27 protein-coding genes and 2 pseudogenes are annotated in these 26,733 nt (G+C 54.8%); 6 read left to right on the top strand and 23 right to left on the bottom strand.

The window, feature by feature from the left end; genetic code table 11:
- Positions 1-326: 326 nt before the first annotated feature.
- The 3 genes from AC0LWF_RS21170 to AC0LWF_RS21160 form a co-directional block, all read right to left on the bottom strand.
- Positions 327-1,463: a glycosyltransferase WbsX family protein gene (locus tag AC0LWF_RS21170; RefSeq protein WP_474653514.1), complete on the bottom strand. Its 1,137-nt coding sequence runs from the start codon at positions 1,461-1,463 to the stop codon at positions 327-329.
- 111 nt (positions 1,464-1,574) lie between these two features.
- Positions 1,575-2,522, bottom strand: a complete 948-nt coding sequence (locus AC0LWF_RS21165; RefSeq protein ID WP_474653513.1) for a helix-turn-helix domain-containing protein — start codon at positions 2,520-2,522, stop codon at positions 1,575-1,577.
- 57 nt (positions 2,523-2,579) lie between these two features.
- Positions 2,580-3,413, bottom strand: coding sequence for a sulfite exporter TauE/SafE family protein (locus AC0LWF_RS21160; RefSeq protein ID WP_474653512.1), 834 nt, complete (start codon positions 3,411-3,413; stop codon positions 2,580-2,582).
- 149 nt (positions 3,414-3,562) lie between these two features.
- Between AC0LWF_RS21160 and AC0LWF_RS21155 the strand changes: the two genes are divergently transcribed.
- Complete coding sequence (locus tag AC0LWF_RS21155) at positions 3,563-3,685, top strand: DUF4023 family protein (protein WP_474653511.1); 123 nt, start codon at positions 3,563-3,565, stop codon at positions 3,683-3,685.
- A 22-nt stretch (positions 3,686-3,707) separates the two neighbouring features.
- Here AC0LWF_RS21155 and AC0LWF_RS21150 read toward each other — a convergent pair whose 3' ends face one another.
- The 3 genes from AC0LWF_RS21150 to AC0LWF_RS21140 all read right to left on the bottom strand — a co-directional run bounded on the left by AC0LWF_RS21150 (position 3,708) and on the right by AC0LWF_RS21140 (position 6,750).
- Positions 3,708-5,291, bottom strand: a complete 1,584-nt coding sequence (locus tag AC0LWF_RS21150) for a flavin monoamine oxidase family protein (RefSeq protein WP_474653510.1) — start codon at positions 5,289-5,291, stop codon at positions 3,708-3,710.
- 166 nt (positions 5,292-5,457) lie between these two features.
- Positions 5,458-5,736, bottom strand: coding sequence for a hypothetical protein (locus AC0LWF_RS21145; RefSeq protein ID WP_474653509.1), 279 nt, complete (start codon positions 5,734-5,736; stop codon positions 5,458-5,460).
- Between the two features lie 45 nt (positions 5,737-5,781).
- Positions 5,782-6,750, bottom strand: a complete 969-nt coding sequence (locus tag AC0LWF_RS21140; RefSeq protein ID WP_474653508.1) for a quinone oxidoreductase family protein — start codon at positions 6,748-6,750, stop codon at positions 5,782-5,784.
- Between the two features lie 260 nt (positions 6,751-7,010).
- Here AC0LWF_RS21140 and AC0LWF_RS21135 point away from each other — a divergent pair, with 260 nt between their 5' ends.
- Entirely contained in the window at positions 7,011-7,781 is a 771-nt protein-coding gene (locus AC0LWF_RS21135; protein ID WP_474653523.1) for a futalosine hydrolase, read from the top strand.
- Complete coding sequence (locus AC0LWF_RS21130) at positions 7,778-8,611, top strand: 1,4-dihydroxy-6-naphtoate synthase (protein WP_474653507.1); 834 nt, start codon at positions 7,778-7,780, stop codon at positions 8,609-8,611. The genes AC0LWF_RS21135 and AC0LWF_RS21130 overlap by 4 nt, the downstream gene beginning before the upstream one ends.
- A 120-nt stretch (positions 8,612-8,731) precedes the next feature.
- On the opposite strand, the gene AC0LWF_RS21125 is transcribed toward AC0LWF_RS21130, so the two are convergent.
- From AC0LWF_RS21125 to AC0LWF_RS21115, 3 genes are all read right to left on the bottom strand, one after another.
- A complete protein-coding gene (locus tag AC0LWF_RS21125) occupies positions 8,732-9,868 on the bottom strand; it encodes a TFIIB-type zinc ribbon-containing protein (RefSeq protein WP_474653506.1) in 1,137 nt (378 codons plus the stop codon).
- Between the two features lie 14 nt (positions 9,869-9,882).
- Positions 9,883-10,983 carry an SPFH domain-containing protein gene (locus AC0LWF_RS21120; RefSeq protein ID WP_474653505.1) on the bottom strand — a complete coding sequence of 367 codons (1,101 nt, stop codon included), beginning with the start codon at positions 10,981-10,983 and terminating at the stop codon, positions 9,883-9,885.
- Positions 10,984-11,149: 166 nt separating this feature from the next.
- Positions 11,150-12,631, bottom strand: a complete 1,482-nt coding sequence (locus AC0LWF_RS21115; protein WP_474653504.1) for a DHA2 family efflux MFS transporter permease subunit — start codon at positions 12,629-12,631, stop codon at positions 11,150-11,152.
- 141 nt (positions 12,632-12,772) lie between these two features.
- Between AC0LWF_RS21115 and AC0LWF_RS21110 the strand changes: the two genes are divergently transcribed.
- Complete coding sequence (locus AC0LWF_RS21110) at positions 12,773-13,675, top strand: TetR/AcrR family transcriptional regulator (protein ID WP_474653503.1); 903 nt, start codon at positions 12,773-12,775, stop codon at positions 13,673-13,675.
- A gap of 73 nt (positions 13,676-13,748) precedes the next feature.
- On the opposite strand, the gene AC0LWF_RS21105 is transcribed toward AC0LWF_RS21110, so the two are convergent.
- Together AC0LWF_RS21105 and AC0LWF_RS21100 are read right to left on the bottom strand one after the other, a co-directional pair.
- On the bottom strand, positions 13,749-14,390 hold the full coding sequence (locus AC0LWF_RS21105; RefSeq protein ID WP_474653502.1) for a YfbR-like 5'-deoxynucleotidase: 642 nt from the start codon (positions 14,388-14,390) through the stop codon (positions 13,749-13,751).
- Between the two features lie 201 nt (positions 14,391-14,591).
- On the bottom strand, positions 14,592-15,428 hold the full coding sequence (locus AC0LWF_RS21100; protein WP_474653501.1) for an MBL fold metallo-hydrolase: 837 nt from the start codon (positions 15,426-15,428) through the stop codon (positions 14,592-14,594).
- Between the two features lie 157 nt (positions 15,429-15,585).
- Between AC0LWF_RS21100 and AC0LWF_RS21095 the strand changes: the two genes are divergently transcribed.
- The gene (locus tag AC0LWF_RS21095) at positions 15,586-16,596 is read left to right on the top strand and encodes an NAD(P)/FAD-dependent oxidoreductase (protein ID WP_474653500.1); all 1,011 of its coding nucleotides are present in this window, start codon (positions 15,586-15,588) and stop codon (positions 16,594-16,596) included.
- Here AC0LWF_RS21095 and AC0LWF_RS21090 read toward each other — a convergent pair.
- From AC0LWF_RS21090 to AC0LWF_RS21035, 12 genes and pseudogenes are all read right to left on the bottom strand, one after another.
- Positions 16,571-18,016, bottom strand: a complete 1,446-nt coding sequence (locus tag AC0LWF_RS21090) for a DEAD/DEAH box helicase (RefSeq protein ID WP_474653522.1) — start codon at positions 18,014-18,016, stop codon at positions 16,571-16,573. The genes AC0LWF_RS21095 and AC0LWF_RS21090 overlap by 26 nt on opposite strands.
- Before the next feature lie 238 nt (positions 18,017-18,254).
- Positions 18,255-18,581, bottom strand: a complete 327-nt coding sequence (locus AC0LWF_RS21085; RefSeq protein WP_474653499.1) for a hypothetical protein — start codon at positions 18,579-18,581, stop codon at positions 18,255-18,257.
- A gap of 225 nt (positions 18,582-18,806) precedes the next feature.
- Positions 18,807-19,283 carry a transcription elongation factor GreA gene (greA, locus tag AC0LWF_RS21080; protein WP_474653498.1) on the bottom strand — a complete coding sequence of 159 codons (477 nt, stop codon included), beginning with the start codon at positions 19,281-19,283 and terminating at the stop codon, positions 18,807-18,809.
- 217 nt (positions 19,284-19,500) lie between these two features.
- The gene (locus AC0LWF_RS21075; protein ID WP_474653497.1) at positions 19,501-20,325 is read right to left on the bottom strand and encodes an AraC family transcriptional regulator; all 825 of its coding nucleotides are present in this window, start codon (positions 20,323-20,325) and stop codon (positions 19,501-19,503) included.
- Positions 20,326-20,751: 426 nt separating this feature from the next.
- Entirely contained in the window at positions 20,752-21,813 is a 1,062-nt protein-coding gene (gene rlmN / locus AC0LWF_RS21070) for a dual-specificity RNA methyltransferase RlmN (RefSeq protein ID WP_474653496.1), read from the bottom strand.
- Between the two features lie 99 nt (positions 21,814-21,912).
- A complete protein-coding gene (locus AC0LWF_RS21065) occupies positions 21,913-22,527 on the bottom strand; it encodes a carbohydrate-binding family 9-like protein (RefSeq protein WP_474653495.1) in 615 nt (204 codons plus the stop codon).
- A 155-nt stretch (positions 22,528-22,682) separates the two neighbouring features.
- Entirely contained in the window at positions 22,683-23,951 is a 1,269-nt protein-coding gene (locus AC0LWF_RS21060) for an MFS transporter (RefSeq protein WP_474653494.1), read from the bottom strand.
- A 7-nt stretch (positions 23,952-23,958) separates the two neighbouring features.
- The gene (locus AC0LWF_RS21055) at positions 23,959-24,399 is read right to left on the bottom strand and encodes a MerR family DNA-binding transcriptional regulator (protein ID WP_474653493.1); all 441 of its coding nucleotides are present in this window, start codon (positions 24,397-24,399) and stop codon (positions 23,959-23,961) included.
- 223 nt (positions 24,400-24,622) lie between these two features.
- Entirely contained in the window at positions 24,623-25,003 is a 381-nt protein-coding gene (locus AC0LWF_RS21050; protein WP_474653492.1) for a rhodanese-like domain-containing protein, read from the bottom strand.
- 24 nt (positions 25,004-25,027) lie between these two features.
- Entirely contained in the window at positions 25,028-25,345 is a 318-nt protein-coding gene (locus AC0LWF_RS21045; RefSeq protein WP_474653491.1) for a rhodanese-like domain-containing protein, read from the bottom strand.
- A 38-nt stretch (positions 25,346-25,383) separates the two neighbouring features.
- Complete coding sequence (locus AC0LWF_RS21040) at positions 25,384-25,650, bottom strand: metal-sensitive transcriptional regulator (RefSeq protein ID WP_474653490.1); 267 nt, start codon at positions 25,648-25,650, stop codon at positions 25,384-25,386.
- Between the two features lie 166 nt (positions 25,651-25,816).
- Positions 25,817-26,503: pseudogene (locus AC0LWF_RS21035) on the bottom strand (ABC transporter ATP-binding protein); the annotation flags it as partial.
- Between AC0LWF_RS21035 and AC0LWF_RS21030 the strand changes: the two are divergent.
- Positions 26,494-26,723, top strand: a pseudogene (locus AC0LWF_RS21030) (ABC transporter substrate-binding protein); the annotation flags it as partial. The pseudogenes AC0LWF_RS21035 and AC0LWF_RS21030 sit on opposite strands and share 10 nt — an antisense overlap.
- Positions 26,724-26,733: the final 10 nt, after the last annotated feature.

The following is a 26,733-nucleotide window of genomic DNA, read 5'->3' as shown; positions in this document are numbered from 1 at the left end:
TTGCTTTCATTTTCACTTCAACGGGATAGCTAACTCTTGTTGCCAACGCAAAAACACCTCCAAGTTGTCCTCCACATCTTACGACATGGGGCCTTTCACTTGAAGGTGTTTTAATTTGTCTCACGCTACGGGGTCAGTCCCTTATATCGGGGACCGGCTTTTTCATATTGGAAATATCAGCTTCCCCTCCCGTCTCCTGCGCTTTTCCCTCTCTAGATCACCATTCCCATCATTTCGAGCGTTGAAAGAGGCTTTTTCCTCTCTCAGCCAAATTTTAAAATGCTCGATTGCCAATTTCGGCGCTGAGAGCACAGTGGATTTCGGTTCTACTCGCCGCCGCCAAATACGCGCTTCACTGCCTCTAGATAAGCCATGCCGCGCTTCGTATCCGGCTCCAAGTAACTGCCTTCGGTCCATTCATTCCAAGCGTTGATCGTGAACGCCTTAAAGCCGTTCATGTCCCGATCCAGGAACTCCTTCATCTGTTCGAGCGACAGCTGGAACTGCTCCGGCGTGTTGCCGGACATCATGGCCATATGCGGATAGCCGAGATTCTCATACACGTCGGACTGTATGGTGCGCGGCGATGAGTCCCAGCCCATCGTTACATTCGGGAGGTACGGCACACCGTAGGCGCTACTAAATTTCTCCCAATCGCCCGCCGACTTCTCTGCAATCTCGGCATAAGTCGTCTCTGGAAATACCGACAGCTCCTGATGGTGAATCCATACGTACGAGGATACGCTGTCGATGCCGAGCGCCGTAATCATCTCCACCGGATTCGAGATGCGCTCCTCGCCGGGAAGAATTTGCACGCCCCATACGACTGCATTCAGATGCAGCTCGCCAAGCCCCGCTGCGCGTACGCGATCGCGGAAGTCATCCAGTGCCTCTTTCGTCGCGTCGATGCCGCCAAGCCCTTTGACAAGGCTCATCATTTCATACACCGAGAAATACAGCTTGCCGTCCACGCGCCAGTAGTTACTGCGACCGAAGTACGTGCGGATCATATGATCCGTCGCCTCCGTGAACGCTGCCCGGCTGACGACGCCTTCGGCGAGCACATTGAGCGGCTTGCTCCGCTGCGCCGGATGGATGTCAATCCAATCATGGTTCGCCCACATGAGCGCGAACTTCAAGCGATCACTGTTCGCTGCCTCGAGGAACCCCTTCTCTAGCGCGCGATCCAGATACGGACCATCCTCATACCAGTACCAGTCAAAAATAAAAGCGTCAATGCCATGGTGAGCCGCTGCATCTATTTTGCGTGCCATAGCTGCAGGGTCGGCTTCATCCTCATAGCCCCACAGCGGCACCTTCGGCTGCTCGTGACCCTCGAACCGAGGCGTCGCCTGCTTCGTCAGCTCCCACTCCGTCCATCCTTTGCCATGCCAAGCTTCGTTCCTCGGATCAACGTGATAATTCGGAAAATAATAGACGGCTGCTTCATACGGTTTGCTCATCGGCTGATACCCTCCTAACGAATGGTCGTTCCACTAGGTTCATCCTACATCGGCCGGAGGGTGGTGTATTTGGAGCGTAAGCGCTTCTTTTTGCACAAATGGCGAAAATAGCTACGATGACGTGCCGCGCAGCGAATCGCCATATGCCCGCGGCGGCAGCCCCTCAAGCTTCTTGAATAAGCGGCTAAAATAATGGAGATCGTCATAGCCGCACTGGGCGGCAACCTCCGCGATGGACAGTCCGCCCCGTCGCAGCAGCTCCTTCGCCCGCTCCATCCGAAGCGTCGCGAGATAGCGTGTCAAGGACAGCCCCGTCGCTTGTTTGAACAGCGTCCGCGCATACTTAGCCGTCATACCGTAGCTGCGGGCGACGCCCTCAATATCAATCTCAGAGGCTTGTTCACCGCTGCCGCTACCATTGCCGCTGCCGTGCCGCATCAGCCCGATCATCTCCGCAATCATCGCCTTATGCGGGCTATCCTGCTTAATCCCCTCTGCCGTATGCGTCTCTTCGAGCAGCAGACCAATAATATCGAGCAGGCAAGCGCGCATCCTCGCCTGATAGCCGAACGGCCTCTCGCTGTACAGGGCGAGCAAGTCAGCGAACCGTCCGGTTACCTTATGCGCCGCGCTGCAATGGACGTACGGCGGCAGCTCGAAGTCGGTGAAGCCCAGCACCGGCCGCTCAAGCAGTTCTTCCTGCACCGGCACTTCCGGCAGATTGGCATAGTCGACGCCGACATAAATTTCGTCGGAGAAGTCCTGCTCCTCGCCCATATAGAGCGGATCGAAGTGGCAAGCATAGTATGAGAACGAGCCGCCCTTCGGCATCCGGCACGCATTGACCGTGAAAGGAGGGATGACATGCAGATCGCCTGCCCGCAGCAGAAACTCATCGTCGCCAAGCGTGAAGATGGCACTGCCGCGTGTGAGGTAAATAAATTCATAGTCGTAGATCACCCGGCGCGGCACGCGGTAATGCTCGTCGCCTTCGTTGTAGTGCACATAGCGCACATACGGCGCCAATTGCAGCAAGCTTACACCGATTGTAGAAGCCATGAAGAGCGAGCCTCCTAACGCTAACGGAATATGGATAAGGTCTGCCTCAAAAATCAGCTATGTAATAATCATGCGGCATGCAAAGAACAGCAGCGCTGCGCACATAATCCGAACGAGCAGCACACTGCCGATTCGGCGCGAGATAATCGCGCCCAGCCAGCCGCCCACGAGTGCGCCCGGCGCCAGCGAGAGGACAAGCATCCAGTCCCACTCCCCGCGGTACAGATGGACGGCGCTGCCGAGCAATGCCGAGATGAAGATGACCGCCATCGAGGTCGCTGTCGCAATATGCGGCGGAAAGCTGAACAGCAGCAGCATCGCCGGAATGAGCAGCACGCCGCCTCCGATGCCGAGCAAGCCGGCAACGAGGCCGACCACGCCGCCGATCAGCAGCGCTGGCATTGCGTTGTAGCCGTAGTGCTGCGTCGCTCCGCTAGCGTCTGTGTACGTGCGGATATAGCGCCATTTTCCCCGGTACGGCTTGATCCGGCTGCGCAGCAACAGCAGTACAACCATCAACAGCATGAATATACCGAACGCACGGCGAAATGTATCCGGATTGAAGAGCGACGTTAGGCTCGCCCCCACCATCGACATCGGACCGCTTGAGATGGCGAAGAACAGTGCGCTGCGCAGGTCTGTCTTGCCCTCGCGCATGAAGGTCAGCGTCGACGATAGCGACGTGAACACAAGCACGCCTAGCGAGACGCCAACAGCGAGCGTCGTATCCACATCCATGCCGAGCATGGACGGACCGAGCAGCAGCAGCGCCGGGACAATAATAACGCCGCCGCCAAGCCCGACGATTGCGCCGAAGGTAGATGCGACAAGGCCGAGCGAGAACAGGACAAGCATCGTGGGCATGTCCCACATGAAGGAGTCAGGATGCACGGATTTTGACCTCTTTTCTAATATACAAGTTCAAGTGAATAGCTACTTGTATTATACCTTAACCGCCGCCGGATAGACTGCTCGAAGCTGCATGTTTGCCGCTGGCAGGGGCAGACTAACAAGCGCAAATAAAGAAGGAGGGACAGCAGTTGGATCAAACGAGTGATTTTGTAAACAAGCTGAATGAAACCCAGTCGAAGGCCGAGCACAATAAGAAAGCCAAAGCCCCGGCGAAGCAGCTCCAGAACAAGCAGCACAGCACGAATAAATAGAAGAAGAGGCGCACGGCCGATCTTAGGAAGATCGACTGGCGCCTTTTATAATTCGCTCCGCAGCCTGTTCACCGCTCTCAACCGCTCCGTTCATATACCCCTGATAGACAACCGACGTATGCTCCCCGGCAAAATGGCAATTCCCCTTCACACCTTCCGACTCCCCTTCGATGCCTGCGAATTTCGTAAACTGACCGATTTTGCGATAGGAGTAGGAGCCGAGCGAGAATGGATTATGCACCCAATAATCGCGCGTTGCCTTCCCGTTCCACTGTGCGGTAATGCCTGGCAGCAGCGGCTCTAGCTGCTGAAGAAACCGATGCGCCCGCTCAATTGGCGAGCCCAGATTCGTCCCTTCCGCGATATGGCCACCCGTATATTGGACTAGAATACCATGCTCCCCAAGCTGGCCCCGAGTCACATCGAATGTATTCTGATACCCTGTGTCCGAGATCGTATCCCCGTTGTTGCCAAGTCTCGCCCAGTACCGCTCCTTGAATTGCAGATGAAGCTTGCTGTTAGCCCCCATTCCAAGCTCTTCAATCGCAGCCGTCTTCAGCGGCCGGAAGCCCGCACTGCTGTAGTCGACCGAGCTGCGCAGAATGGAGAACGGTATAGTCAGCACAACCTCATCTACCTCGATTGCATACGTCCCCCCCCGGTCTTGAAGCTTAAGCTGATACGTCCCATTCTGCTGCTCCGCAATCGCAATCAGCCGGTTGCCTCTGCGAATATTGCCAGGCGCAAGCCTGTCCGCCAGCCGGTGCACAATCTGGTCGTTCCCGCCTTTGACCTGATACCGCTCATCGGATATGCCGAATATCGAGAACTTGTCTTCCTCTCCCACTTGTTCATGCAAGTAAATAAAGTTCAGAGCGCTCTGCTCCTCGGACTCCGCTCCATATTCGATGTTGCAGGCAATATCAATCAGCTTCCCGAGCCTCGACTTCGCACCGCCTGGGACGCTTTCTTCAATCCAGTCGATGACGGACATCCGGTCCAGCTCAAGCGCACGCTGCGTGTACTGATTATACGTAGCTGGGAAGCCAGCTTGCCGTACATCCGCATTCAGCTTCGGAATGATCTGTTTGAAGTCAGCGGCAGCTTCAGCTAATGTATAGGGCTGTCCATCAAAATAATAAAACGGCTCCGTTCCCGCCAGCTCCGACGCAATAAGATCCGTAGTCTTCAGGCCCAGCTCATCAATCAGCCTACGCAGCGCATAATGGCCAGTGTCGATTAACATGCCGCCCCGTTCAATCACTTGCCCTTCGTCAAAAGCGCCTCTTCTCGAATCGCAGCGTCCGCTGATGCGCCGGTGATCCGCTTCAAAGATCGTCGCAGCAAAGCCCGCTTGCTTCAGCCGATACGCGCAGGTTAAACCGGCAAGACCTGCCCCAACGATGGCGATTCGCGGAGCTGTGGATGATACGGGGTTCGCTGCAGATTCCTGCCCAGACTGCGGCGCTTGTGCGATCGGCCTCGAAGGCCGCGAAGCAAGCGGGTGAGGCGCCCGCCAATGCCACTCCTCGCCTCCCGCCGATTGCGCGGTAACGGTTTCTTTATATATCTCTCTGAACCAACTGGCTAACGCTGTATGCGGCATATTGAATAAGTTCCTCCTCTAGCTTCTACGCTTCTCTAGCAATCTACTACTTCATGTATGTGCTTGCTGAGCGTTAAGAGGAACGGCATCCGTGCAAAAGCGCGCAAAAAAAAAGAAGCATCCCTCCGAATTTCAAGAGGCATGCTTCTTTCTGGTGGTAGAACGATTAATCTTCGTAGCCTGCGATTCCTTTGTCCATCAAGAAATCCATCTCCGCTTCGAGAATTCCCTCGACGGTCGGCTCGTCCAGCTTAATGCCCGGACGGCTAAGGATGTAATCGACGAGCTCGTCGCTGTCGATGCTCACTTCGCCGTTCTTATCTTCCGGCGCGTTGTTGATAAAATCCTGCTCAACCCTCAATACCTGCTCGATGCTTGCCGGAGCGGCCTTCGTCTTGTCTGCGATGAAAGCGACAAGCTCCTGCATGTTGATTTGTTCGCTCATAGTTGTCAACTCCAATGTAAGATTCGTAGGTTCATTGTAGCATATTTACGGGATTAGCAAAATTTTGCCCGTGCTTGCCCGGCTCTCCAAGTATCGGTGCGCCTCCGCCCCGTCTGCGAGCGGGAATGTGTTCGGCTCAGCCAGTTTTAAATGACCATCCAGCATGTCTGTAAAAAGCGAACCGGCACGGCGGCTGCGCTCCTCCGCAGAAGTCACATGGTTCCACAGATCGCCGCCGGTCAGCGTCTTGCTCGTATCCATCAGCATGCGCGGATCGACAGGCTGCGGATCGCCGCCAGCCATACCGAAGAAGACGACCGTGCCGCGTATGCGCACGGCCTTGAAGCTGTCCATCAGCGTTGCGCCAACGGAATCGTAGGCGACATGGACGCCTTCAGCCTGCTGCGTCCACGCCAGCACACTGTTCACCCAATCATTGCTGTAGAGGAATACTTCATCCGCGCCGACTGCCAGCGCCGCATCGCGCTTCGCCGGGCTTGACGTTAAGCCGACGACTCGCGCACCTTTTGCCTTGCACAGCTGGATCAGCAGTTGACCGACGCCTCCTGCCGCAGCATGGATGAGCACCGTGTCGCCCGCTTGTACCTTGTAGCTATCGTTCACTAAGTAGTGCGCGGTTAGGCCTTGCAGCAGCACAGAAGCAGCAGCCTCATAGCTGATGCCCTCCGGCAGCTTGATGGCGCGGTCAGCCGGTACGATGACGAACTCTGCATTCGCATGCGGCACATCAGCGAAGCCGATCCGGTCGCCGACCTGGAAGCCCGCCACATCCGGCGCGACTTCGACGATTTCACCAGCAGCTTCGTAGCCGAGGATGTACGGCGGCTCGCCTACCAGATGGTAATTGCCACGGCGGCGGTAAATATCGGCGTAATTGAGTCCGATCGCTCGGGTTCGCACCTTTACCGCTCCCGACACGAGCGGCGGAGCCGGGATCTCCTGCAGCGCCAGCACCTCTGGTCCGCCAAATGTATGGAAAACTAAAGCTTTCATTCTGTCACCTCATCCATATAATTACCCTCCTAGCTTACTCTTATGGGCGGCTTGCCTCAAGCGCGAGGGGAGGCGTCAAGTTGAATGTGCCCTGGGAGGGCGGTACAATACATGTAATTGGCATTATCTAAAGCGGAATATTTTTTGAAAATCGACTTGCAGCTTGGAACACGGACGACCGTTGGTGTTTCACAAAGGAGGACATGCAATTGAGTGAACAAGAAGTACGGGAAGGAAACGGAGTGCAAGAAGTAAAAGAAGTGCGTGAAGCAAAACGAGTGCACGAAGCAATTGCGCTTGGACGCGTGCTGATCGTGACGGCTGTCGACGCGGAGCGCGACGCCGTGCTTCGCGGCCTTCGCGGCGACGAACGGTTCGACGTCATCGCCGCAGGCGTTGGCCCGGCGGCGGCGGCGGCGGGAACTGCCGCGAAGCTGGCGGCGGCGGCTGGTGCAGGAACGGAGGCTACCGAGACGGGGGCTGATGCGAAGCTCGCCGCGCCAACGGCAGGAGCAAGAGCCGAAACGCGGGCGTACCGCCTCGTAATCAGCGCCGGCATCGCGGGCGGCTTCCCCGGGCGCGCGCCCATCGGGTCGCTCGTCGTCGCGACCGATATCATTGCCGCCGATCTCGGGGTCGAGACCCCGGATGGCTTTGCCAGCGTGGATGAGCTCGGCTTCGGCTCATCCCGCATTGCGGCCGACGCCCGCCTCGCGAGCGCGCTAGTCGCGAAGCTCGGCGGCGAAGCCGGCCTGTCCGTGAGCACGGGACCCGTGCTCACGGTAACAACGGCGACGGGCACCGCCGCCACCGCCGCGGAGCATGAGCGGCGCGTGCCCGGCGCGACCGCCGAAGCGATGGAAGGCTTCGGCGTCGCTACAGCGGCGCAGCACGCGGGGCTTCCCGTGCTGGAGCTGCGCGCCATCTCGAACGCGGTCGGCCCGCGTGACCGCGATGCGTGGCGCATCGGCGATGCGCTGCGCGCGCTTGAACAAGCAAGTACAATTTTGACGGAGGTGCTCTCATTATGAATATTGCGTTCTCACCATGCCCGAATGATACATTCGTCTTTCACGCCCTCGTCCACGGTCTCGTTCCAGGTGCGCCGGAATTTGACGTGACCTATGCGGATATCGATATCACCAACAATCTGGCTGCGAATCGGACAGGCCCGGAAGTACTGAAAATCTCCTACGCAGCACTCCCTTGGGTGCTCGACGATTACGCACTGCTGCCATGTGGCGGCGCACTCGGACGCGGCTGCGGCCCGCTCGTCCTAACGAAGGACGGCTCCGCTTCTGCTGCCTCGCTAGCAGGCAAACGCGTTGCCGTTCCTAGCGAGCGCTCGACCGCTTACCTTCTATTCCGCCTCTGGGCGGCGCAGCAAGTGCCTGGCGGCCAGATGGAAATCATCGTCATGCCGTTCCACGAAATTATGCCTGCGGTGAAGGAAGGCACAATTGACGCCGGACTCGTTATCCACGAGGCACGTTTCACCTACCAGAACTACGGCCTGACCATGCTCGCCGACCTCGGCAGCTGGTGGGAATCCGATACCGGCCTGCCGATCCCGCTCGGCGCCATCATCGCCCGCCGCTCGCTGGACATCGAGTCGCTCACGACTTGGATTCGCGAATCTGTCGAATACGCTTGGGAGCATCCTGAAGTGTCCAAAAGCTACGTCATGGATCACGCTCAAGAAATGTCGCCAGACGTTCAGAAGCAGCACATCGCGCTCTATGTGAACGAGTTCTCCGCAAACCTCGGCGATAGCGGCTACGCAGCCGTCGAAGCGCTGCTCGGTCGCGCGGCGAAGGAAGGGCTCGTCCCCGAATTCGACCTCGCCAAGCTGCGCCGTTAAATACAGAAAAGCACAACCGCGAAGGTTGTGCTTTTTCTATACCTGGCTAACGGACCGCACACCAAATAACGCATCTGGAGACCGTTAGCGTAAGCAAGCGGTTCGCCAGAAGAAGAAGAATTACAAGCCACTAGGCTGTTGAACATGATTCATCACCAACATGACAATCCCAACAACCACAGCAACACAGAACAGTACAAACATCGTAATCTTCCACGGGCTTCGCGGCACGCGGCCGATGACTTCGCCGGATTCCCCGTTGACCATGTACCGATAGGACTTGCCCTTGTACATATAGTTCGCGTTCCATACCGGCAGCAGGATGTGCTTGTAGGTTCGATTCGAATACGTAGTATCCACATCCAAATTACGGACTTCGTCCCCGTGGATCTGGCCCCGAATCTCACTTTGCAATTGGGAGGCCATCGCCTCATCCGCCTGCGCCCAGCCCTCTTTCAGAGAAACCGTGTACCGCTCCGCAATAAATCCGCTGAGATATTCAGGCTTATACGGCAGCAAATCCCCGAGCTGAAAATCATTCATTTTCCGCAGAAGCTTGCTGTCATACTGCCCCGAGGCAGGAATGAGCACGTCATCGAATGCCTTGCTATAATCGCCGCTGCTCCAGTGCCATACGGTGTACCTCACCTGCTCTGTGTACGTCTCGGTCTTGCCATTCACCGTTCTTGTGCGCGTTTCTGTGCGGTAGTGATGGGTACCGATCTCCACCCTGTACGTCGAATAGGTATCCGAATCAAACGTCCAGTAAGGCACGTAGACCCCGCTCAGGTTCGAGCTCAAGGACGCCTTCTTGAACGCGCCTGGAATGAACCATCGCTTCTTCCGCCAGACGTTGAACGCATCCTCCGCTACATCCTTCTTAATTTGAAAAGGAATGACCGACTCCGGACGGATGCTGTCCGGCTCGCCCTGCGGCAGCACTTTAGGCGATCCGCAGAATGCGCAAACAGCAGCCGTTTGGCTCGCGGGCAGCAGCATTTCGCCGCTGCAATTGCTGCACTTGATGAGCTGCTGCTCCATTCCCCAGTCTTTCAAATCAGCGTCATCCTCATCGCCGAAATTAAGCTCATACTCGACCGGCTCTTGCTCAGCGTCGGCATCAATCGCAGCCTCACTGCCGCAATAACCGCATTTTAGCGATTGGCTGTCTACGTTGAACTGCATCTGTCCTCCGCAAGAAGCGCATGGAAAGGTCGTCGATTGGTCTCCTGCCTTCAAGGACTCGCCTGTCGCCATAATCGAATCATCCTTTACATTTTAGTGCCGCAGCTTGTGCAGAACTTCACGCCGGCTCGCTGAGCAGCGCCGCACTCCGGACAGAAGCTGCGCTCCGGACGGGCAACTCCGCATTCGGAACAGAATTTGTCCTTCTCTCCAAGCGGATGGCCGCAGCCGCCGCATGGCACTGTTGACGCCGCACCCCCACCTTGCTCCTGTCCAGCGGGAACCGCCTCTTTAACCGCTTTCGCTTCTGCCTCGCTGCCCGGCTGCGCTGCTCCAGCGATCGACTGGCTGAACAGCTGGCCCATCGCTAGCCCCGCTCCGAGACCAACGCCCGCTCCAGCCAATCCGTCGCCGCCGTGCTGCGCGGCATCACGGATCGCCTCAGCAGATTGAAACTTCACATATTGATCCAGATTGCCGGCGATATTCATCGACGATCTACGGTCAATCATCGTCTCCACTTCTGCAGGCAGCGAAATATTCTCGATGACGAGCGCTGTCAGCTCGAGCCCGATCGCCGAGAAATTCGGCTGCAGCTTGGCAGAGGCTTGCACGCTTAGCTCATCGTACTGCGTAGCAAGATCAATAACGGAGACCGACGACTCCGCCAGCAGATCGCTCACGCCTGATACAATCATCGTTTTGAAGAACCCGCCAATTTGCTCCGGATGAAACTCCTGCTTCGCTCCGAATATGCCTTTCATGAATAATGCAGGATCCGTCACTCGGAACGAATAGTTGCCGAAGCCGCGGGCGCGAATAACGCCAATTTCTTTATCGCGCATGATGATGGGGTTCATCGTTCCCCATTTCTGATCGGTAATCGTCGTCGTATTTACAAAGTACACATCCGCTTTGAACGGAGAGTTGAAGGCATGCTTCCATGCTTTAAGCGCCGTCAGTACGGGCATATTCTGCGTGCTCAGCTCATATCTGCCCGGTCCAAACACATCGGCAATCGTACCCTCGTTCAAGAAGATGGCGGCTTGACCCTCTCGCACTGTCAGCTGTGCGCCCATCTTAATCGCATTGTCATAGGCAGGGAACCGGTAGACAATCGAATCCGTATCTTCCACCCATTCGATCACTTCAATAAACTGGCCTTTCAAGAAGGAAAACAGCCCCACTCTTCCCGCCTCCTAACCGTAAATTCCACATCCAGAAATGGTTAATTTTATAACTTCGATTATACGGTAAAACATACGAGGGGAATAGCTCGTTAGTTGCAGTGCGCGACGAAAAAAGGTTGAGCAGAAGAAAATCCTTCTACTCAACCTTTATGTCTAGCAACGATTAGTGACCCATCATCATCGCCGGATCAACTTGCTCCGCACCCGGAACTTCCTTCTGAGGCTTCGGCTTGCGAAGGAACAGACTGAACAGGATACCGAACAGAACGAGACTGAACGATAGCAAGAATGTGTCGCTGTACGCGCTAACTGCCGCATCCAATGGATTGCCGTTCGCACCAAGCGTCTTCATATGATCCGCTGCGCGTGTTGTCATATAACCAGTCAGGCCGGCAACCGCGAACGATGTAACGACTTGCTGTGCCGCGGTTGTAAGCGGCGTAACGCGTGATACGAGGTGACGCGGCGCAGAATTCAATACGTGCGTATTCAAAGACATCATCGATAGACCCATACCGCAGCCGATCATGAACAGAGGAATGAGGACCATGATAAGCTTCGTATCCAATTCGATGTTATGCAGCAGGAACATTGCGCCGCCAACGAGCAGCAAGCCGACAATAGCTAGCGGACGCGCGCCGATCTTGTCAAACAAACGACCGCCAATTGGCATGAAGATCATCGAACCAATCGCTTGCGGCAGCATAATGATACCCGTCTCAAGCGGTGTGTAGTGACGGATTTGCTGCAGGAACACTGGCATCAGAATCATCGCTCCGAATAGGGCAATCTGTACGATCCAGACCAGAAGCGTACCGCGCGTAAAGTCCGATGAACGGAACACGCGAAGCTCAAGCAACGGCTGCTTATGACGAAGCTCAACGAAGATGAACAGCAGCAGCGCAATGCCGCCGACAATAAGACCCCACAGCGTGTTTTCCGCTGACCAGCCCACGCGTCCGCCTTCGCTTACGCCGTAAGCGAGCGTTGCAAATGCGATTGGGGCAAGAATCATACCGATAATGTCCAGAGCAGGTGCTTTACCTTGCTCGAAGTTCGGCAAATACTTCATACCGACGAACAGACCGACAATACCGATTGGCAGATTGATCAAGAAAATCCAGTGCCATGATACCGCGTCAATCAGCCAGCCCGACAGAATCGGACCAAGTGCTGGAGCAAGCAGCATCGGTATACCTAGCATACCCATAACGGAACCGCGCTTCTCCTGAGGAGCAAGACGGAAAATAATCGCCATACCGATTGGCATAACCATACCGCCGCCAAGACCTTGAATGACGCGGAAGATGATCAGCTGTTCAACCGTTTGCGCCGCTCCGCAAAGAACGGAACCGAGCGTGAATAGCGCAATGGTTATAAGGAAGATCCGTTTGGAACCGAATTTATCGGTCATCCAGCCGGCAAGCGGAATTACCGCCGACAATGCAAGTGTATAGCCAGTGAACGTCCATTGCACCGTGTTAATCGTTGCGTCAAACTCCGTTTGGAATTTCGCCAGCGCTACGTTAACGACAGTGCTGTCTAGTATAACCATAATCATACCGACAATAACGGCCATGAGCGGGGCGATAATGCTCTTGATCGAGAACTCGGACGATGATGATGATGCTGTTTGTTGAGACATCTTTCTACCTTCTCTCCATGAAAATTCTTCTCTTTATTTTCATGACTCAAGGTTTTTGTTGAAAACTCATCAGTCATGACATACAATATTCTCATCAAAAGACAGTCGGTTGTCAATCTTTTTTTGAAGAGAGGAACTACCATGAGCTTGCTAAAAGAGAAAATTATCGGATCGGCCATGCAAATCTTCTCGCAAAAAGGCTATGCAGCCACTTCCATCCAAGATATCGCGAACGACTGCGGCATAGCCAAAGGATCCTTATATAAATTTTTCGCCTCCAAAGAGGACTTGCTCGTCGAAGTATATCGTCACCGCGCGCAGTCGATGTTCGAGGAGTCTGCTCGGATAAAATCGGATCCGACGTTGTCGCCGCGAGAGCGATTCGTGCTGCAGACGCACCGCCAGTTTGAATTTTTCTTGGAATTTAAATACAGCATAAAAGACTTTTATGAACTGCCCATGAACGAGGATGGCGCCTTCTCCACTTTTCTAAAGCAGATGCGCTCGCAGATGCTTATCAATTTCGCGGAGCTGATGATCAGTGTATACGGGCCGGAAGTTGAGAAGAACAAGTGGGACTTCATCGCGCTGTACACCGGTATTCTCAAGGAATATATGATTATGACTACACTTATCAGCAGTCCGTTCGATTATGATCGGATGGCGAATTTCGTCGTCGATCGTATGGATGAGATGGCTGCAGGCATTAAGAAGTCCACGCACGAGCCTATCTTGGATGCCGAGGTCATGTCACAGTTCGTTGCAAGCGGGATGCGCGGGTGTCACGTGCCGGCAGGCGAGCAGCTACATGCGACTCTCAGCAAGCTCATGACCACCATCCATGAGCTCCAAGTGACGAACGCTCGCAGAGCGGAGCTGCATGAAGCAACCCATCTGCTGCAAGAAGAAGCTGCTGACGAGCGTCCGCGTATGGTGCTCGTTCGCGCCTTGATCGGCCTGCTGCAGTCGCAGCATGAGTTAGTCGCCATCGCAGGGCAGCTTGAGAAGCTGTACGAATCTAAACGCGCAAAATTGCTTTCCTGACAGTATGCTCGACAAACAACTGCAAGCCCAGGCTCGGTTAGCCTGGGCTTGCTTGTGCCACTGACATTGCCGATTAGTCATTCGTGCCATGCGCCAACGCCTCTTCGGTAATTCGCTTAATATCGATGGCGGACGTTATATCATCATTGATCATATCCGGCAGTATGCTGGTCAAGAAGTATTCGACACAATACAGCTTGATATGTTTGATTTTGATAAGGGCATCACGATACATTTTTACGAACTCTTTCTCCGTGTTTCCTCGCTGCAGCTCAGCGAACGCCTCGTATACCTGATCCATTTTGTCAGCTGCTTCAAGAATTAAGCCTTCAATAGAGCCATCCTTGCCCTCGCGCAGCTGATTGTGGAAGATCTGCTTGTATTCAGCCGGGATATGCTCCTCAATAAATTTGTGAACCATCCCTTCCTCCACCTGCTGGATTAAGGAGCGAAGCTGCGGCGAAGCGTGCTTCACCGGCGTCTTAATATCCCCAATGAAGATTTCGCCATAATCGTGGCTGCTCGTAATCTCATATAGCTTCTTCCAGTTAATGATTGCTCCGTTCTTCTCTTCAATATCCGCAAGCGTCTTCGCGTATTGGACTACTTTCCATGAATGTGCTGCAACACTATGTTCTTCAAACTTGAATTTGCCCGGGCAGCGAATGATCCTCTCCAGCTCGTTTAGTGATCGGAAGTACGTATGAATACCCATTCTATGGCCCCCTCTAGTCGAATTCGTGCTGCACATCTCTACTGTACATGCAGTCTGTGAAGGCAGAATTAACTGAGATGATGGGTTTCGTAAAAAGCTCCCCAGCCGCGAAACAATGCCCCGAAATGTGTTTGACGAGAAATATAAAGAGCCTTGCCGCGTATCACGACAAAGCTCTTGGTACGACCTAATTGACAGCAATCACTTGTCCTTCAACTCACGCTCGAACAGCGTCTGGTTGCCACGGTGGAATTTGCTCATATTGCGCGGAAATTTGCAGCCCTCGATCAGCCCATCGATTGCTGCTTGGTCGCCCGCTTGAACCGCTTCGCGCATCGCTGCAATGTAGGAAAAATCGGCTTGTTGGCGGCGTTTCATCTCTGTCTGATCGGTGGTAGAGCTGCCGTGACCCGGGATTAGGCGGGTAATGGCGTGCTTCGCCAGTATCGTATCCAGCTTGCCGATGCTCGTCTCGTACTCGGTGCTGCTGAAGTAAATATACGGAAACTCCAGGTCCGACCAGTAATCGCCGGCAAAAAGCAGACCGAGCGGCTCTATGACGGTGTATATGCCGTCGTCATTGTGCCCCGGCGATAGGTAGAACGTCAGGCGCGTCCCGTCGCTGCCGTCACTTAGCTCCAGTGTTTGTCCGTCTGCTTCCGCGCGGTGCGTAACGATTGGGTACGCAATCTCATAGTCCCGCTCCAAATAGTACGCATGCTCGAAGTCGCGAATCTGCTCAAGAATCGCCTCTTTATCACCTTCCGGTTTGTCCGCCAAGGCCGCGGAGGCAATAACCACCGCATCCGGGAATGCTCCATATCCGATGATGTGATCGTAATCGGAGTGGGTGAACAGCACATATTTCGGCTTTCCTCCCGCTATTCTATCCGCATACTTCCGAATTTCCTCGACCTCATGCGGCAACCAGCACGGGTCCACAATGATGACCGCATCGTCGGTCTCTACAACAGCCGACATCGTCTTATACAGCGCGCTCTCGAACAACGTGAGCGGCCCGTCTTGCAGCTTGATCATGTTGGTTGATACCTCCGCTTCATTTGAACTTGATAGCGATGCAAAACCTTGGGGGATATTCTTCGTCCAATTCTCCGTTTAGGAGACTGATACCCACCACTATGGAAATAATAATGCCGACTCTTACACTCGACTTCCACTTCAAAGGAGATCCACCATGATCATGGACTGCATCATTATCGGCGGCGGCATTGCTGGGCTGCAGGCAGCTATTCAACTCGGGCGCTATGCAGCGCATCAGGTGCTTGTCATCGACGCGGGCGACGGCCGGTCTGCGATATGCCGCAGCTACCGTAATCTGCTCGGCTATCCGGACGGCGTGTCCGGTATGGAGCTGCGCGAAGCCGGCATACGGCAGCTGTCAGCATACGGCATCGACGTCGTCCACGATACCATTACAGAAGCGAAACGCACAGCGGACGGGCACTTCCTGCTTCGCGGCAACGGCGACAAAAGCGGCAGCGCCACCACGTACACCGCTCGGACGCTGCTGATTGCCACAGGCGTCATGGACCGGTTCACGGACTATCCCGGTCTGCGCCCCTGCCTCGGGCTGACCGTCTACGTCTGCCCGGACTGCGACGGCTACGAAGTGAAAGACCGCCGCACAATCGTGCTGGGAGTAGGCGATGTCGGCGCGAACATGGCTCTAACGCTGCGCGCTTGGACCGACAAGCTCGTCTACATCGACCAAGCCGAAGGTGATGCCGATGTCGGTGCGGCGCCCGACGCCCAAGCCCGCCCGCAGCGGCAGATCACGAGTGCCCGCCTGCGCGAGCAGCTTGAAGCTGCCGGAATCCGCCGAATCCAGGCGGCCGTCTCCGCCATAACCGCCGATGCAAGAACCGGCGGCTTCCAAGGCGCGCAGCTCGCGGACGGCACCGTCATCGAAGCCGAGCGCGCCTTCCTCGCCTACGGCGGCAACGAGGTGCGCTCGCAGCTAGCCCGCCAGCTCGGCGCCAGCCTGCACGAGAACGGTCACATCTGGACCGATCCGCGCAGCAAAATGACGAGCGTCCCCGGCGTATGGGCAGCAGGTGACGTAGCCGTTCACGCCGAGCAGGTGTCTATTGCCATGGGCGAAGGGGCGCAAGCGGCGATCTGGATTCACAAGCTGCTACTCGATCCGCAGACCGTCATTCCTACTTATTCGCCACATGCACCTTGAGCAGCTTGCCTTTGATCGTCGTCTGCTTCATCGCCCGCAGCACAAGCTGCCCTTTGCCGTTCAGAATGTCGATGAATGTGGCGCTATCTTCAATCGTAATAATCCCGATATCGTCGGCGGTAACGCCTTCAATCCTCGCAATCGTCCCGACGAAGTCGACCGCCCGCAGCTTCTTCTTCTTCCCGCCGCCAAAATACAGCTTCGTAATATCCTGGCTAAGCAAGTCCCGCCGATCCACGCGCGGCGCCTCTTCCTTGCTCAGCTTCGTCTCGAACGCCCGCTGCGCCGCAGCCTGTTCCTCCGCCGTCGGCATCTCCGCGCGCGGCAGCGCAAACCCGATATAGCGCTCGATCTCCTCGAGATACCGCTCCTCGCCCGGCTGAACAGCGAACGTGATCGCTTCACCGCTCATGCCGGCACGGCCTGTCCGGCCGATGCGGTGCACGAAATTCTCTTTATCCATCGGCAAGTCGTAGTTGATGACATGCGTAATGTTCTCAATATCAATACCTCGCGCGGCCAGATCCGTCGCCACCAAGTAGCGGAACTCCCGCCTGCGGAATGCGTGCATGACGCTGAATCGGTCATCCTGCTCCATGCCCCCATGCAGCTTGTCGCACGGGTAGCCCCAGCGCTTCAACTGCCGCGCTACTTGATCGACCGTCTCCTGCATGCGGCAGAAGATGATACAGCTGTCCGGGTTCCGCGTGATCGTGACCGCCCGCAGCAGCTCCAGCTTCTCCTGCTCCCGCACGGTGTAGAGCGTATGCGTAATCCGCTCCACCGTCACGCCCCCTACCGCCTCGATCTCGATATCGATGGGGCTCTTCATATGCTTGTGGCAGAGCCGTTCCACATCCGGCGGCATCGTAGCCGAGAATAGCAGCGTTAGCCGATCCTTAGGCAGCTGCTCCAATATAGCCTCCACCTGCTCGATAAAGCCACGGCTCAGCATCTCATCGGCTTCGTCGATAACGAGATAGCGCAGCTTATCCACCTGCAGCGTACCGCGCTGAATATGATCGAGCACACGCCCTGGCGTGCCCGCAATGACATGCACCTTCTGCTTCAGCTCGAGCTTCTGCTGAGCGAACGGCTGCTTGCCATAGATCGCTACCGCTTTAATCCGCTTGAACCGGCCGATATTGATGATATCTTCTTTGATCTGACCAGCAAGCTCGCGTGTAGGCGTCAAAATAAGCGCCTGCGGCTTATTCTCCTCCCAAGCAACAAGCTCGCAGACCGGAATGCCGAAGGCCGCGGTCTTGCCGCTCCCCGTCTGCGCGCGGACAGTCAGATCCCGCTGCGCGAGCACCTGCGGAATTACTTCACGCTGCACAGGCGTTGGCTCCGTGAATCCCAGGCTGTCAATCGCGCGGACAATCTCTTCGCTCAGCGGATAGGTTTGAAAGCTATTCATATTCGTATTCATATTCATATTCGTGTTCGTGTTCGTGTTCGATGACATCATAATAACTCCCTTTTTTGGCCGCAAATAATGTAGTTGATTCCAGTATAGCGGTTAGAAGCCGAAGACAGCAATTTCGCACATGACATCACATCCACATTCACGCCCACGCACAAATAACCCGTGAGACGAGCCCCCTGCGAAGGGAGTCGCCTTACGAGCTACTTGGCGTGCTATCGCAAATGCTGGACTATTTATTAGAACGTTTCTTGACGGATTTCTTAGCGCGTTTGACGCTCGACACACGAGCTTTGCCTTTGCCTCTAGCCATAACATCCTGCTCGGAGTACGTGTAACAGTGATTGTAAACAGGGCAGCAGTGATGCTGTTTCACAACGTTGACGGCATGAACGACATTGACCAGCTGTGGATGATAAACATCTTCGTACAGTGTGACCGGCGGATCATACATCGTTTGTGTAGGACAGTCCGGACAGAACTCGCCGCCTGACATAGCTCCAGCTACGTTGTTGCCAGGACCCATTCCTGCGCCTGCTAATGCTTGGTGGTAATTCACTAAGGAATCACTCCTTCCTCTTGTGGAGTACACCATATTCTATGCACTGCTTATATCGGCGGCCTGTACGCTTGACACGGGAGGCCATCGCCTCTTCTTCGCTTGCGGGATTGGCACTCGTACGAATGCCATGGAGCAACAGCTGCCTAGATGCGTACATAGAAAAAGACAGGCATCCCGCTCCCTGTCTGGAACGTAAATGCCTGCCTTATTGAATAAACCGTATTAGAACGCCTTGATCTCGAGCAGCTTGTATACAATGACACCCATCGGTGCGTTGACGTTAATGGAGGCCCCGATCTCTTTACCTAGCAGCTCTTTACCAAGCGGGCTTTCGTACGAAATTTTGTTCTCCGCCACGTTAGCTTCAGCCGGCGCGACGATTTGATACTCAATCTTCTCGTCGAACTCAACATCGTGCAGAATAACCTTTGAACCTATTTGTACCGTGTCCATGTTCGGATCAGCTTCCACAACGCGTGCCGTTGCGAGCATTTTCTCCAAAATCATAATGCGAGTCTCCATGAACGACTGGTCATTCTTCGCGGAATGATACTCGCTATTCTCTTTCAAATCGCCATAGCTGATTGCCAGCTTAATACGCGCTGCAAGCTCCTTGCGCTTCACGTACTTGAGGTCGTCGAGCTCCTCCTGCAGTTTATCATAACCATCCTTGGTCAAAATCATTTCTTCCTTCGCCATCGATCCAGCCCCGTTCCTGTTGATTCTTCTATTCTAACCGATTTTCGTCCCGCTCGCCTACCTTTGTCATTCTTGACAAAAATCGCTACCCCTATAAGAGCTTACCCAGCACGCTTTACGTCTTATTCCTACCCTCCGATACAAAAAAAACCTCCGGTCAACAGTGTTGACCATGAGGGAAATACGAGCTGCCCAGGGCAGAAACCGCTTCAGCTGATTACTTGAGCGGCACATAAATTTGAAGCTCCGAGTCCGCCCGCCCCTCTTGAAAGCGGGGACCGTAGAACTCAAAGTCGAAGCTATGCGTACCGTTCATCTCTCGCAGCGTCTCGCCGGACGCCGGGAGCCACTCGCCATAAATATAGCCGAATGTCTCGCCAAGCAGCTCCGTGGAACCAACATGCGTGAACACGGCGTACCTGCCTCCCGGAATCGTATAGCCGGATACCCCTTTAGGCAAAGCAGACAGATCGGATACTTGCACACCCGCCACGTACGTGAACTGCCCGCTGCGCGCACCTGCTTGCGGCTCATAGAGCTCAAGCCCGTAACAGTGCTCCTTGCTCAATTTACCCGTAATTTGCGGCCATAGCTGGCTGATCGTCTTCCATGCCCCTGCAATATGACGGTCCTTCGATGTATCTGTCTGGCACACGACTCCCGCAACATGTGCAGCTTGCAGCACTTCAATCTTCGCTTCTCTCATCGTACACGCTCTCCTTCGAAATAATTGGGGAGGCTCACCGAATCGCTTCTCGAACGAGCGAATGAAGGACTCATGGCTGCCATAGCCAATGTCGAACCCAATTCGGGTCCCGGACTCGTCCGTGGTTCTCAGCTGCCCAGCTGCATAAGCGAGCCGCCGCTCACGGATATACTGGGATATCGTCTCTCCCGTACAGGCGCAGAATAGCCGGTGAAAATGAAACGGCGAGTAACCGGCCAGCCGTGCCAGCTCCTCCAGATGCAGCTCCTCCTGCAAGTGCTGTTCGATGAATTTGGCTACGCGGATAACGCCCGCATACCGCTGCTCTTCATTCACCCTGATCACCTCCTCTTATCACTCATTGTAGACCGGCACATCATGCTGCACCTGACAATCCTTGCGGTCTTTGACTCAATTAAAAAGCGCATCCGAAAGTTTAATCTCGGATGCGCTTAACTTGCCTGGCGGAGGTATGAATGCAATAAAGGGAAGCAGAATCATTAGCGGAGAGGGCGGAATCGTTGTGTAGAAGCCTGTCCAGAACCTTATGCTTGGAGAACATTCCAGCATTGCGGTTCGGGCTAAGCGGTCGCCTAGGCGAAATGATATGCGTTGCCTAAGCTACGCAGATCATTTGCGCCTTTGTCCTCGGATTGCTACAGCCGAGGCTGTTATACAATCAAAGAAATCCGGCGACAACAGCGATCGGAACAATGATCCGCACGCGCAGCGGTTGATTCCACCCGGCCCATTTACTCACTTTTAAACCGAAGCTTTAATCTGCTTACTCCGCAACTGCCCGCAAGCGGCATCAATGTCGGTGCCGTGCTCAAGGCGTACGCTGACGCTGACGTCCTGCTTCTTCAATATGTCGTAGAAGTCGCGGATCGAATCCTGCTCGCTGCGCTGGTATTGGCTGTGCTCATCGACCGGATTGTACGGGATCAGGTTCACATTGACCTGCTGGCGACGATCACCGATCAGCTCGGCGAGCTCCAGAGCATGCTCCTTCTGATCGTTCACATCCCGCAGCAGGATATACTCCAGCGTTACGCGGCGTTTGTTCTTGCTGAGGTAATAGTCGATCGCTCCCATCAGTTCCTCAATCGGAATTGCCCGATTGATCTTCATAATGCGAGTGCGCAGCTCGTTGTTCGGCGCGTGCAGCGATACGGCGAGGTTCACGCCGACATTCCGGTCGGTGAACTCCCGGATTTTGCTGGCGAGCCCGCTTGTCGATACCGTAATATGGCGCGCGCCAATCGCGAGTCCCTTGTGATCCTTAACCACATCGAGAAAATCAATCATATTCTCGAAGTTGTCGAACGGCTCCCCAATGCCCATCACCACGATATGGCTGACGCGCTCTTCCTCGCCCCGTGCATCAAGATGCAGCTGCACCTTCATAATTTGTCCGACGATCTCACCCGCCGTCAGGTCGCGGCTCTTCGCGAGCAGTCCGCTCGCGCAGAAGCTGCAGCCGATATTGCAGCCGACCTGAGTCGTCACACAGACGGACAAGCCGAATTTGTGACGCATCAATACCGTTTCGATCAAGTTGCCGTCCTGCAGCTTCAGCAGAAATTTAATCGTGCCGTCAGCCGATTCCTGCTTCGTATGCTCGCTCAGCGTCTGGATATCGAAGTGCTCCTCCAGCAGCGCAAGGCAGATCGGATTCACATCCGTCATATCGCCGAAGCTCGTCACCCGCTTCCGATACAGCCAATCCCAAACTGCAAGCGCACGCGACTTCTTATGTCCGCGCTCCGCAAGCCAGGCCGTCAGCTGCTCGAACGTCAATCCATAGATGGATGGTTTATGCATGATAGATCCTCTTTTCAACACCTTAACATAGTCGTCCTGGTGCACATTCTTTGTTCGTATTGTCCCAAAATTTCAAGGTGAACACAAGCACTGTACTCCTCACACCAATAAAAGCGTACCGAACTTGCCCGGCATATGGAACTGCACCGCCCCCGTAGGCTGCCATGCCTGATACTCGCGCACGCCTTCCAAGCTCTCGTCGATGCGGTAGAAGTTCGCTTTCCAGCGGAGCCCTTCTTCCAGCCGAGTCTCGAAATTGCCAGCCGGAATGCAGATCTCGTACAGCAGCTCGCCATCATCCAACCGATTTACCGACGTTTGCAGCCCATCAAAGTTCCAGCTGAGATCAATATCGACTGCACGGTTATCTACATTGGTAATGCGTGCGTCAAACACGACATTTCGCGGGCTCACTTCAAGCTCCAAATAGCCGGTTCCGATACCCCGCTCATCAATAAATACTTCAACGACATCCTGGTTGTACAGCGGCTCGTCCTTCTGCGTATAATCCGATACGATATGCGTGTCTTCGCAAAGAAATTGAATCAGCAGCGCATCATCCGTCCAGCCGCACCGCACGCGAGTCCGCTCCACAGGCGCTTCGCCGCTAACGGTATCCGCAAGTTCGATCCACTTATGCGAGTCCCAGCCCTCTTGCTCGTTCCATGCTTTGCACTCATAGACTCCAGCCGTGCGATTACCCACTTCCGCCATCGTTCGATCTCTCCTTTAGACCAAGCATTCTCTTTCTCTATCGTACCAGCTTTCGCACGCCTTGGAAGCAACAAAAAACTCCCGAAGGAGTTTTTTGTTCTTTCATCACATTTACGTAAACGTTATATTTTGACCAAAATAAGGATCTACTTCCGTTAATGCGCTTCCGCCTCATCAACATGCTTCAGATGCTTGCGATTCAGCCAGATCAAGATAACGGCCAGTATGACAAAGCCTCCTCCGATATAGAACGGTGCATGGAAGTCGAACCATTCCGCGAATTTAACCGCATAATACGGTGCAAGCGCGCCGCCGATGAAGCGAAGGAAGCTGTAAGCAGCCGATGCTGTCGGACGCTCAACAGGCGCAGCGTTCATAACCGCTGTTGTAATGAGCGTGTTATTGTTGCCAAGGAACGCTCCAGCGACAATAACCATCAGAATGACGACCGTCTCGTTCGTTGTCCAATAGCCCATTGCAAACAATGTTGCTGCGAATAACAGCAGCTGCGAGCACATCGCTTTAATTGTGCCCATGCTCTTCTGCAGCTTCGGAGCGGTAACGACCGACGTGAAGGCAAGCATAAGCCCCCAGCCCAGGAACACGTAGCCAAGACCGTGCACATCCAAGTGATGCAGGTGTCCAAGCACAAGCGCTGCGTATACAAGCAGTGTAAAGAAGCCAAAGTTATAGAACGCAGCAGATAGGCCGAATATGAACAATGCACGGTGCCTGAGCGCGCGGAACGGATCAAGCAGCGAAGCTTTCTTCTTCAATTTCGCAGCTGCTGCCGGTGCCTTCGCAGGCGCCTTCGGCATCATGAACGAAATGAGACAGAAAGCAATGACCATCAGTCCTGCAACGCCATAGAACGGGGCGCGCCACGAAACTGCGCCAAGCTCGCCGCCGAGCAGCGGGCCGACAGAGATACCAAGACCGACTGCCACCTCGAACAAAATAATCGAAGCAGCGACGCCGACTCGGGACAAGGAGACAATTGCGGACAACGCCGTTGCGACGAAGAACGCGTTGCCAAGGCCCCAGCCTGCGCGAAGCCATACGATATCCATCACATCATCTACGCTGCCGGCTAGCGCGGAGAATATAGCAATGAGGACGATACCGGTAAGCAGCATCCGCTTCGTGCCAAGGCGTGCAGAGATGACACCCGTAATGAGCATCGCAATCGCCATAACCGCGTTATAGCTTGTAAACAGCAGCGTAAGCTGACTGTCCGATGCGTGCAGCTGATCCTTCATCATCGGCAGAATCGGGTCGACAAGACCGAGGCCCATGAAGGCGATAATGCTGGCGAAAGCGATCGCCCATACGGCGATTGGCTGGTTAAACATACTTTGTTTTGGAGCAGGAGCGCCTTTGGCAGGCGCTTCTGCACGAACGTGTTGACGTGCTGTTGAAGACATAGTTGGATTACTCTCCTTTTTTAGTTGGTATGGGTTGGTTCAACGCGTTAGCAACACGCACTTGAAGCTTCTCGATCTCCTTGCGGAACCCCGCAATCTTCTCAAGCTTGATGTCAATCATCGCTTTCTGTTTATCGAGCATCTCCCCGACTTCAAGCAGCTTTGCCCGCTTCAGCCCGGTCTCTTCGATTTGATGGTAAGCATCCCGATGCTGAATGATTTCTTCTCGGATGGAAACGAAATCGACCAGCTCCTGCAGCGAGAAGCCAAGTACATCACGAGCGTCAACGAGCTGCTTTAGCCGCTCGATGTGCATCTGCATGTACAGCCGGGTACCGCCATCCGTCCGCTCGGGAGCAGGAATTAGCCCAAGCTCCTCGTAATAGCGAATCGTCCTTTTCGTTAAACCGGACGCCTTCGCGACATCGTCAATTTTGAATCGTTCCATTGATCGTGAATCCCCCTTTCTTTCTTCACCACACTAGGTAAAGCAAATCTGTCGTTGATCTCATCTTACTCCCATTATAACGTTAACGTCAACGTTAGATTTACTGCGTAAATAGTTCCAACTGAACCAACCAGCAATAATGCTAGCGTAACCTAAATGGGCAAAATGATACAAAAAAAGCCCCTTTGCAGCCGATGTCAGCCGAAAAAAGGGACTCCATTCGTTACCGTACAACGCGGCCGCTCCAAGCGCTTATGCCGCCCTGCAAATGGTTAATATGACGATAGCCGTTCCGGCTCAGCATTCGCGCTGCCGTCTTGCTTCGCATGCCGCTGCGGCAGTACAGCATCAGATCGCGCTCCTTCGGAATTTCCCCGATTCGCTGTCCAAGCTGAGATAGCGGAATGTTCAGCGCGCCAGGAATGGCGCCGCCTGCGAATTCTGCCGGCTCGCGTACGTCAATAAGCATGGCTTCCGGTGCCGTTTCGAGCTTGCTGCGGAAGTCGGCGTCCTTCAGTGTGCGCAGCCCTTTCGTCGGGCCAAATCGCGTGTAGGCAAACCATACTATAAGCACAATAAATAATAAATTAATTGCAGTTTCCACTTGGTTAGAGCACTCCTTTTCTTGCTAGTCCTGTACAAGCTCGCCTGTCCAGCTCATAAGACCGCCGGTCAGATTGATTACATCATAGCCCCGCTCGCCGAGCAGCTCGCAGGCCAGTCCGCTTCGACCGCCAGCCTTGCACATAACGACCAGTTCACGTCCTGCAGGCAGCTCATTTAGCCGCTCCAACAGCTGACCAACCGGAATATGGACCGCTCCAGCCAGATGTCCTGCCGCCCATTCATTCGGCTCGCGAACATCGAGCATGAACGGCTGCTCGCCTTGGCTTAACTGTGCAGCCAACTGCTGCGGTGAAAGCTCTCGCGCTGCTTGAAATGCCATTGTTGTCGTCCTCCTCTAGATGATTTGTTGCGGAAGTATTATCGGCTCTTTACGAGCAGATCAATCGCTTCCTTCACCAGCTTGTCCGAATCACGCCCCGCAGCCTGCTCTTCCATCATGCACCGCTGCAAATTTTCGGCGACGATCTGAGCGATCGCTTTATCCGCTGCGCCGCGAACGGCGGACAGCTGGCTGACCACATCCTTGCACGACTTGCCTTCCTCCATTAAGCGGAGGACACCGCGCACTTGACCTTCCATGCGTCTTAGGCGCGCCTTCAATTCATCCGTATAGTGATAATCCATTAGCTGTGGCCGCCTTTCGGAGCTTTTTGCATTGCGTTCATATACCCCTATGGGTATATTATCGGACGAGATAACCCCCTGTCAATGCCGCCTCAGCTAACAAAATAAGGCTGCCCGCCAGTCTGCGCTCACAGGGCAGACGAATCGGACAGCCTATTCCAGCGTTTTAAAATACCTCTGCCGGCTGCTTCACCTGGGGAGCAGCCGACGCGCGCCTTCTCCCGCTGCCATGCGGAATGCATAGCGGCGTTCCGTACAGCGGGTCAGCAATAATGTCGCACTTCAGGCGGAACACCCTCTCAATCAGCGCCTCATCGATGACCTCATCCGGCGGTCCCTGCGACTCAATACGCCCGTCACGAATGGCGACGATATGATCCGCATAACGGCACGCGAGATTAATATCGTGCAGCACCATCACAACGGTTCGCTGCTCGCGGCGGTTCATCGCGTCAAGCAGATCAAGCACCTCGATCTGGTGGTTTAAGTCGAGGTATGTCGTCGGTTCATCGAGCAGAATAATCGGCGTTTCTTGCGCGATCGTCATTGCAATCCACGCCCGCTGCCGCTGGCTGCCGGAGAGTGCGTCGACCGCGCGCTCGGCTAGCTCTGTCATACCCGTTGCTAATAGCGCAGCCTGCACGCTCGCTTCGTCTTCCTGCGACCACTGCTTCAGCCTGGACTGGTACGGATATCTGCCCTGCTTCACCAGCTGCAGCACGGTCAGCCCTTCCGGCGTCGTCGGCCCTTGCGGCAAGATTGCCAGCTTGCGCGCGACCTCCTTCGTGGACATGCCCGCGATATCCGCAACCTCCAGCACGACGGTTCCCCGCTGCGGCTTAAGAGCGTCTGCCGGAAGCGGACGCTGACCGGATCTTCTACTTCACGTATGAGACTGGCGACGGCAAAGCGAGCGACACCGAGAAGGAATGGACGAACGATCCGCTCTGGAAGAACCTGAAAGCGGTCAAGCATACAAGGTTGATGACGCGACTTGGAACACATCGGGCGGTATCAAAGCTGCTAACCTGATGCTGACGGACTTGTACAAAATTTATGGGTTGAGCGAATAGCACTAGATGA

This window comes from Paenibacillus sp. sgz302114 (genome assembly GCF_056120345.1).
This window is presented reverse-complemented; position numbering and strand designations above follow the sequence as displayed.

Excerpts from the sequence above, each read along its gene's own strand:
- AC0LWF_RS21125 (WP_474653506.1), bottom strand. The coding sequence starts at position 9,868 with ATGGCGACAGGCGAGTCCTTGAAGGCAGGAGACCAATCGACGACCTTT.
- AC0LWF_RS21165 (WP_474653513.1), bottom strand. The coding sequence starts at position 2,522 with ATGGCTTCTACAATCGGTGTAAGCTTGCTGCAATTGGCGCCGTATGTG.
- AC0LWF_RS21100 (WP_474653501.1), bottom strand. The coding sequence starts at position 15,428 with ATGATCAAGCTGCAAGACGGGCCGCTCACGTTGTTCGAGAGCGCGCTG.
- AC0LWF_RS21045 (WP_474653491.1), bottom strand. The coding sequence starts at position 25,345 with ATGGCATTTCAAGCAGCGCGAGAGCTTTCACCGCAGCAGTTGGCTGCA.
- AC0LWF_RS21105 (WP_474653502.1), bottom strand. The coding sequence starts at position 14,390 with ATGGGTATTCATACGTACTTCCGATCACTAAACGAGCTGGAGAGGATC.
- AC0LWF_RS21115 (WP_474653504.1), bottom strand. The coding sequence starts at position 12,631 with ATGTCTCAACAAACAGCATCATCATCATCGTCCGAGTTCTCGATCAAG.
- AC0LWF_RS21065 (WP_474653495.1), bottom strand. The coding sequence starts at position 22,527 with ATGGCGGAAGTGGGTAATCGCACGGCTGGAGTCTATGAGTGCAAAGCA.
- rlmN (WP_474653496.1), bottom strand. The coding sequence starts at position 21,813 with ATGCATAAACCATCCATCTATGGATTGACGTTCGAGCAGCTGACGGCC.
- AC0LWF_RS21040 (WP_474653490.1), bottom strand. The coding sequence starts at position 25,650 with ATGGATTATCACTATACGGATGAATTGAAGGCGCGCCTAAGACGCATG.
- AC0LWF_RS21150 (WP_474653510.1), bottom strand. The coding sequence starts at position 5,291 with ATGCCGCATACAGCGTTAGCCAGTTGGTTCAGAGAGATATATAAAGAA.
- AC0LWF_RS21055 (WP_474653493.1), bottom strand. The coding sequence starts at position 24,399 with ATGGAACGATTCAAAATTGACGATGTCGCGAAGGCGTCCGGTTTAACG.
- AC0LWF_RS21095 (WP_474653500.1), top strand. The coding sequence starts at position 15,586 with ATGATCATGGACTGCATCATTATCGGCGGCGGCATTGCTGGGCTGCAG.
- AC0LWF_RS21170 (WP_474653514.1), bottom strand. The coding sequence starts at position 1,463 with ATGAGCAAACCGTATGAAGCAGCCGTCTATTATTTTCCGAATTATCAC.
- AC0LWF_RS21090 (WP_474653522.1), bottom strand. The coding sequence starts at position 18,016 with ATGAATAGCTTTCAAACCTATCCGCTGAGCGAAGAGATTGTCCGCGCG.
- greA (WP_474653498.1), bottom strand. The coding sequence starts at position 19,283 with ATGGCGAAGGAAGAAATGATTTTGACCAAGGATGGTTATGATAAACTG.
- AC0LWF_RS21145 (WP_474653509.1), bottom strand. The coding sequence starts at position 5,736 with ATGAGCGAACAAATCAACATGCAGGAGCTTGTCGCTTTCATCGCAGAC.
- AC0LWF_RS21110 (WP_474653503.1), top strand. The coding sequence starts at position 12,773 with ATGAGCTTGCTAAAAGAGAAAATTATCGGATCGGCCATGCAAATCTTC.
- AC0LWF_RS21140 (WP_474653508.1), bottom strand. The coding sequence starts at position 6,750 with ATGAAAGCTTTAGTTTTCCATACATTTGGCGGACCAGAGGTGCTGGCG.
- AC0LWF_RS21130 (WP_474653507.1), top strand. The coding sequence starts at position 7,778 with ATGAATATTGCGTTCTCACCATGCCCGAATGATACATTCGTCTTTCAC.
- AC0LWF_RS21060 (WP_474653494.1), bottom strand. The coding sequence starts at position 23,951 with ATGTCTTCAACAGCACGTCAACACGTTCGTGCAGAAGCGCCTGCCAAA.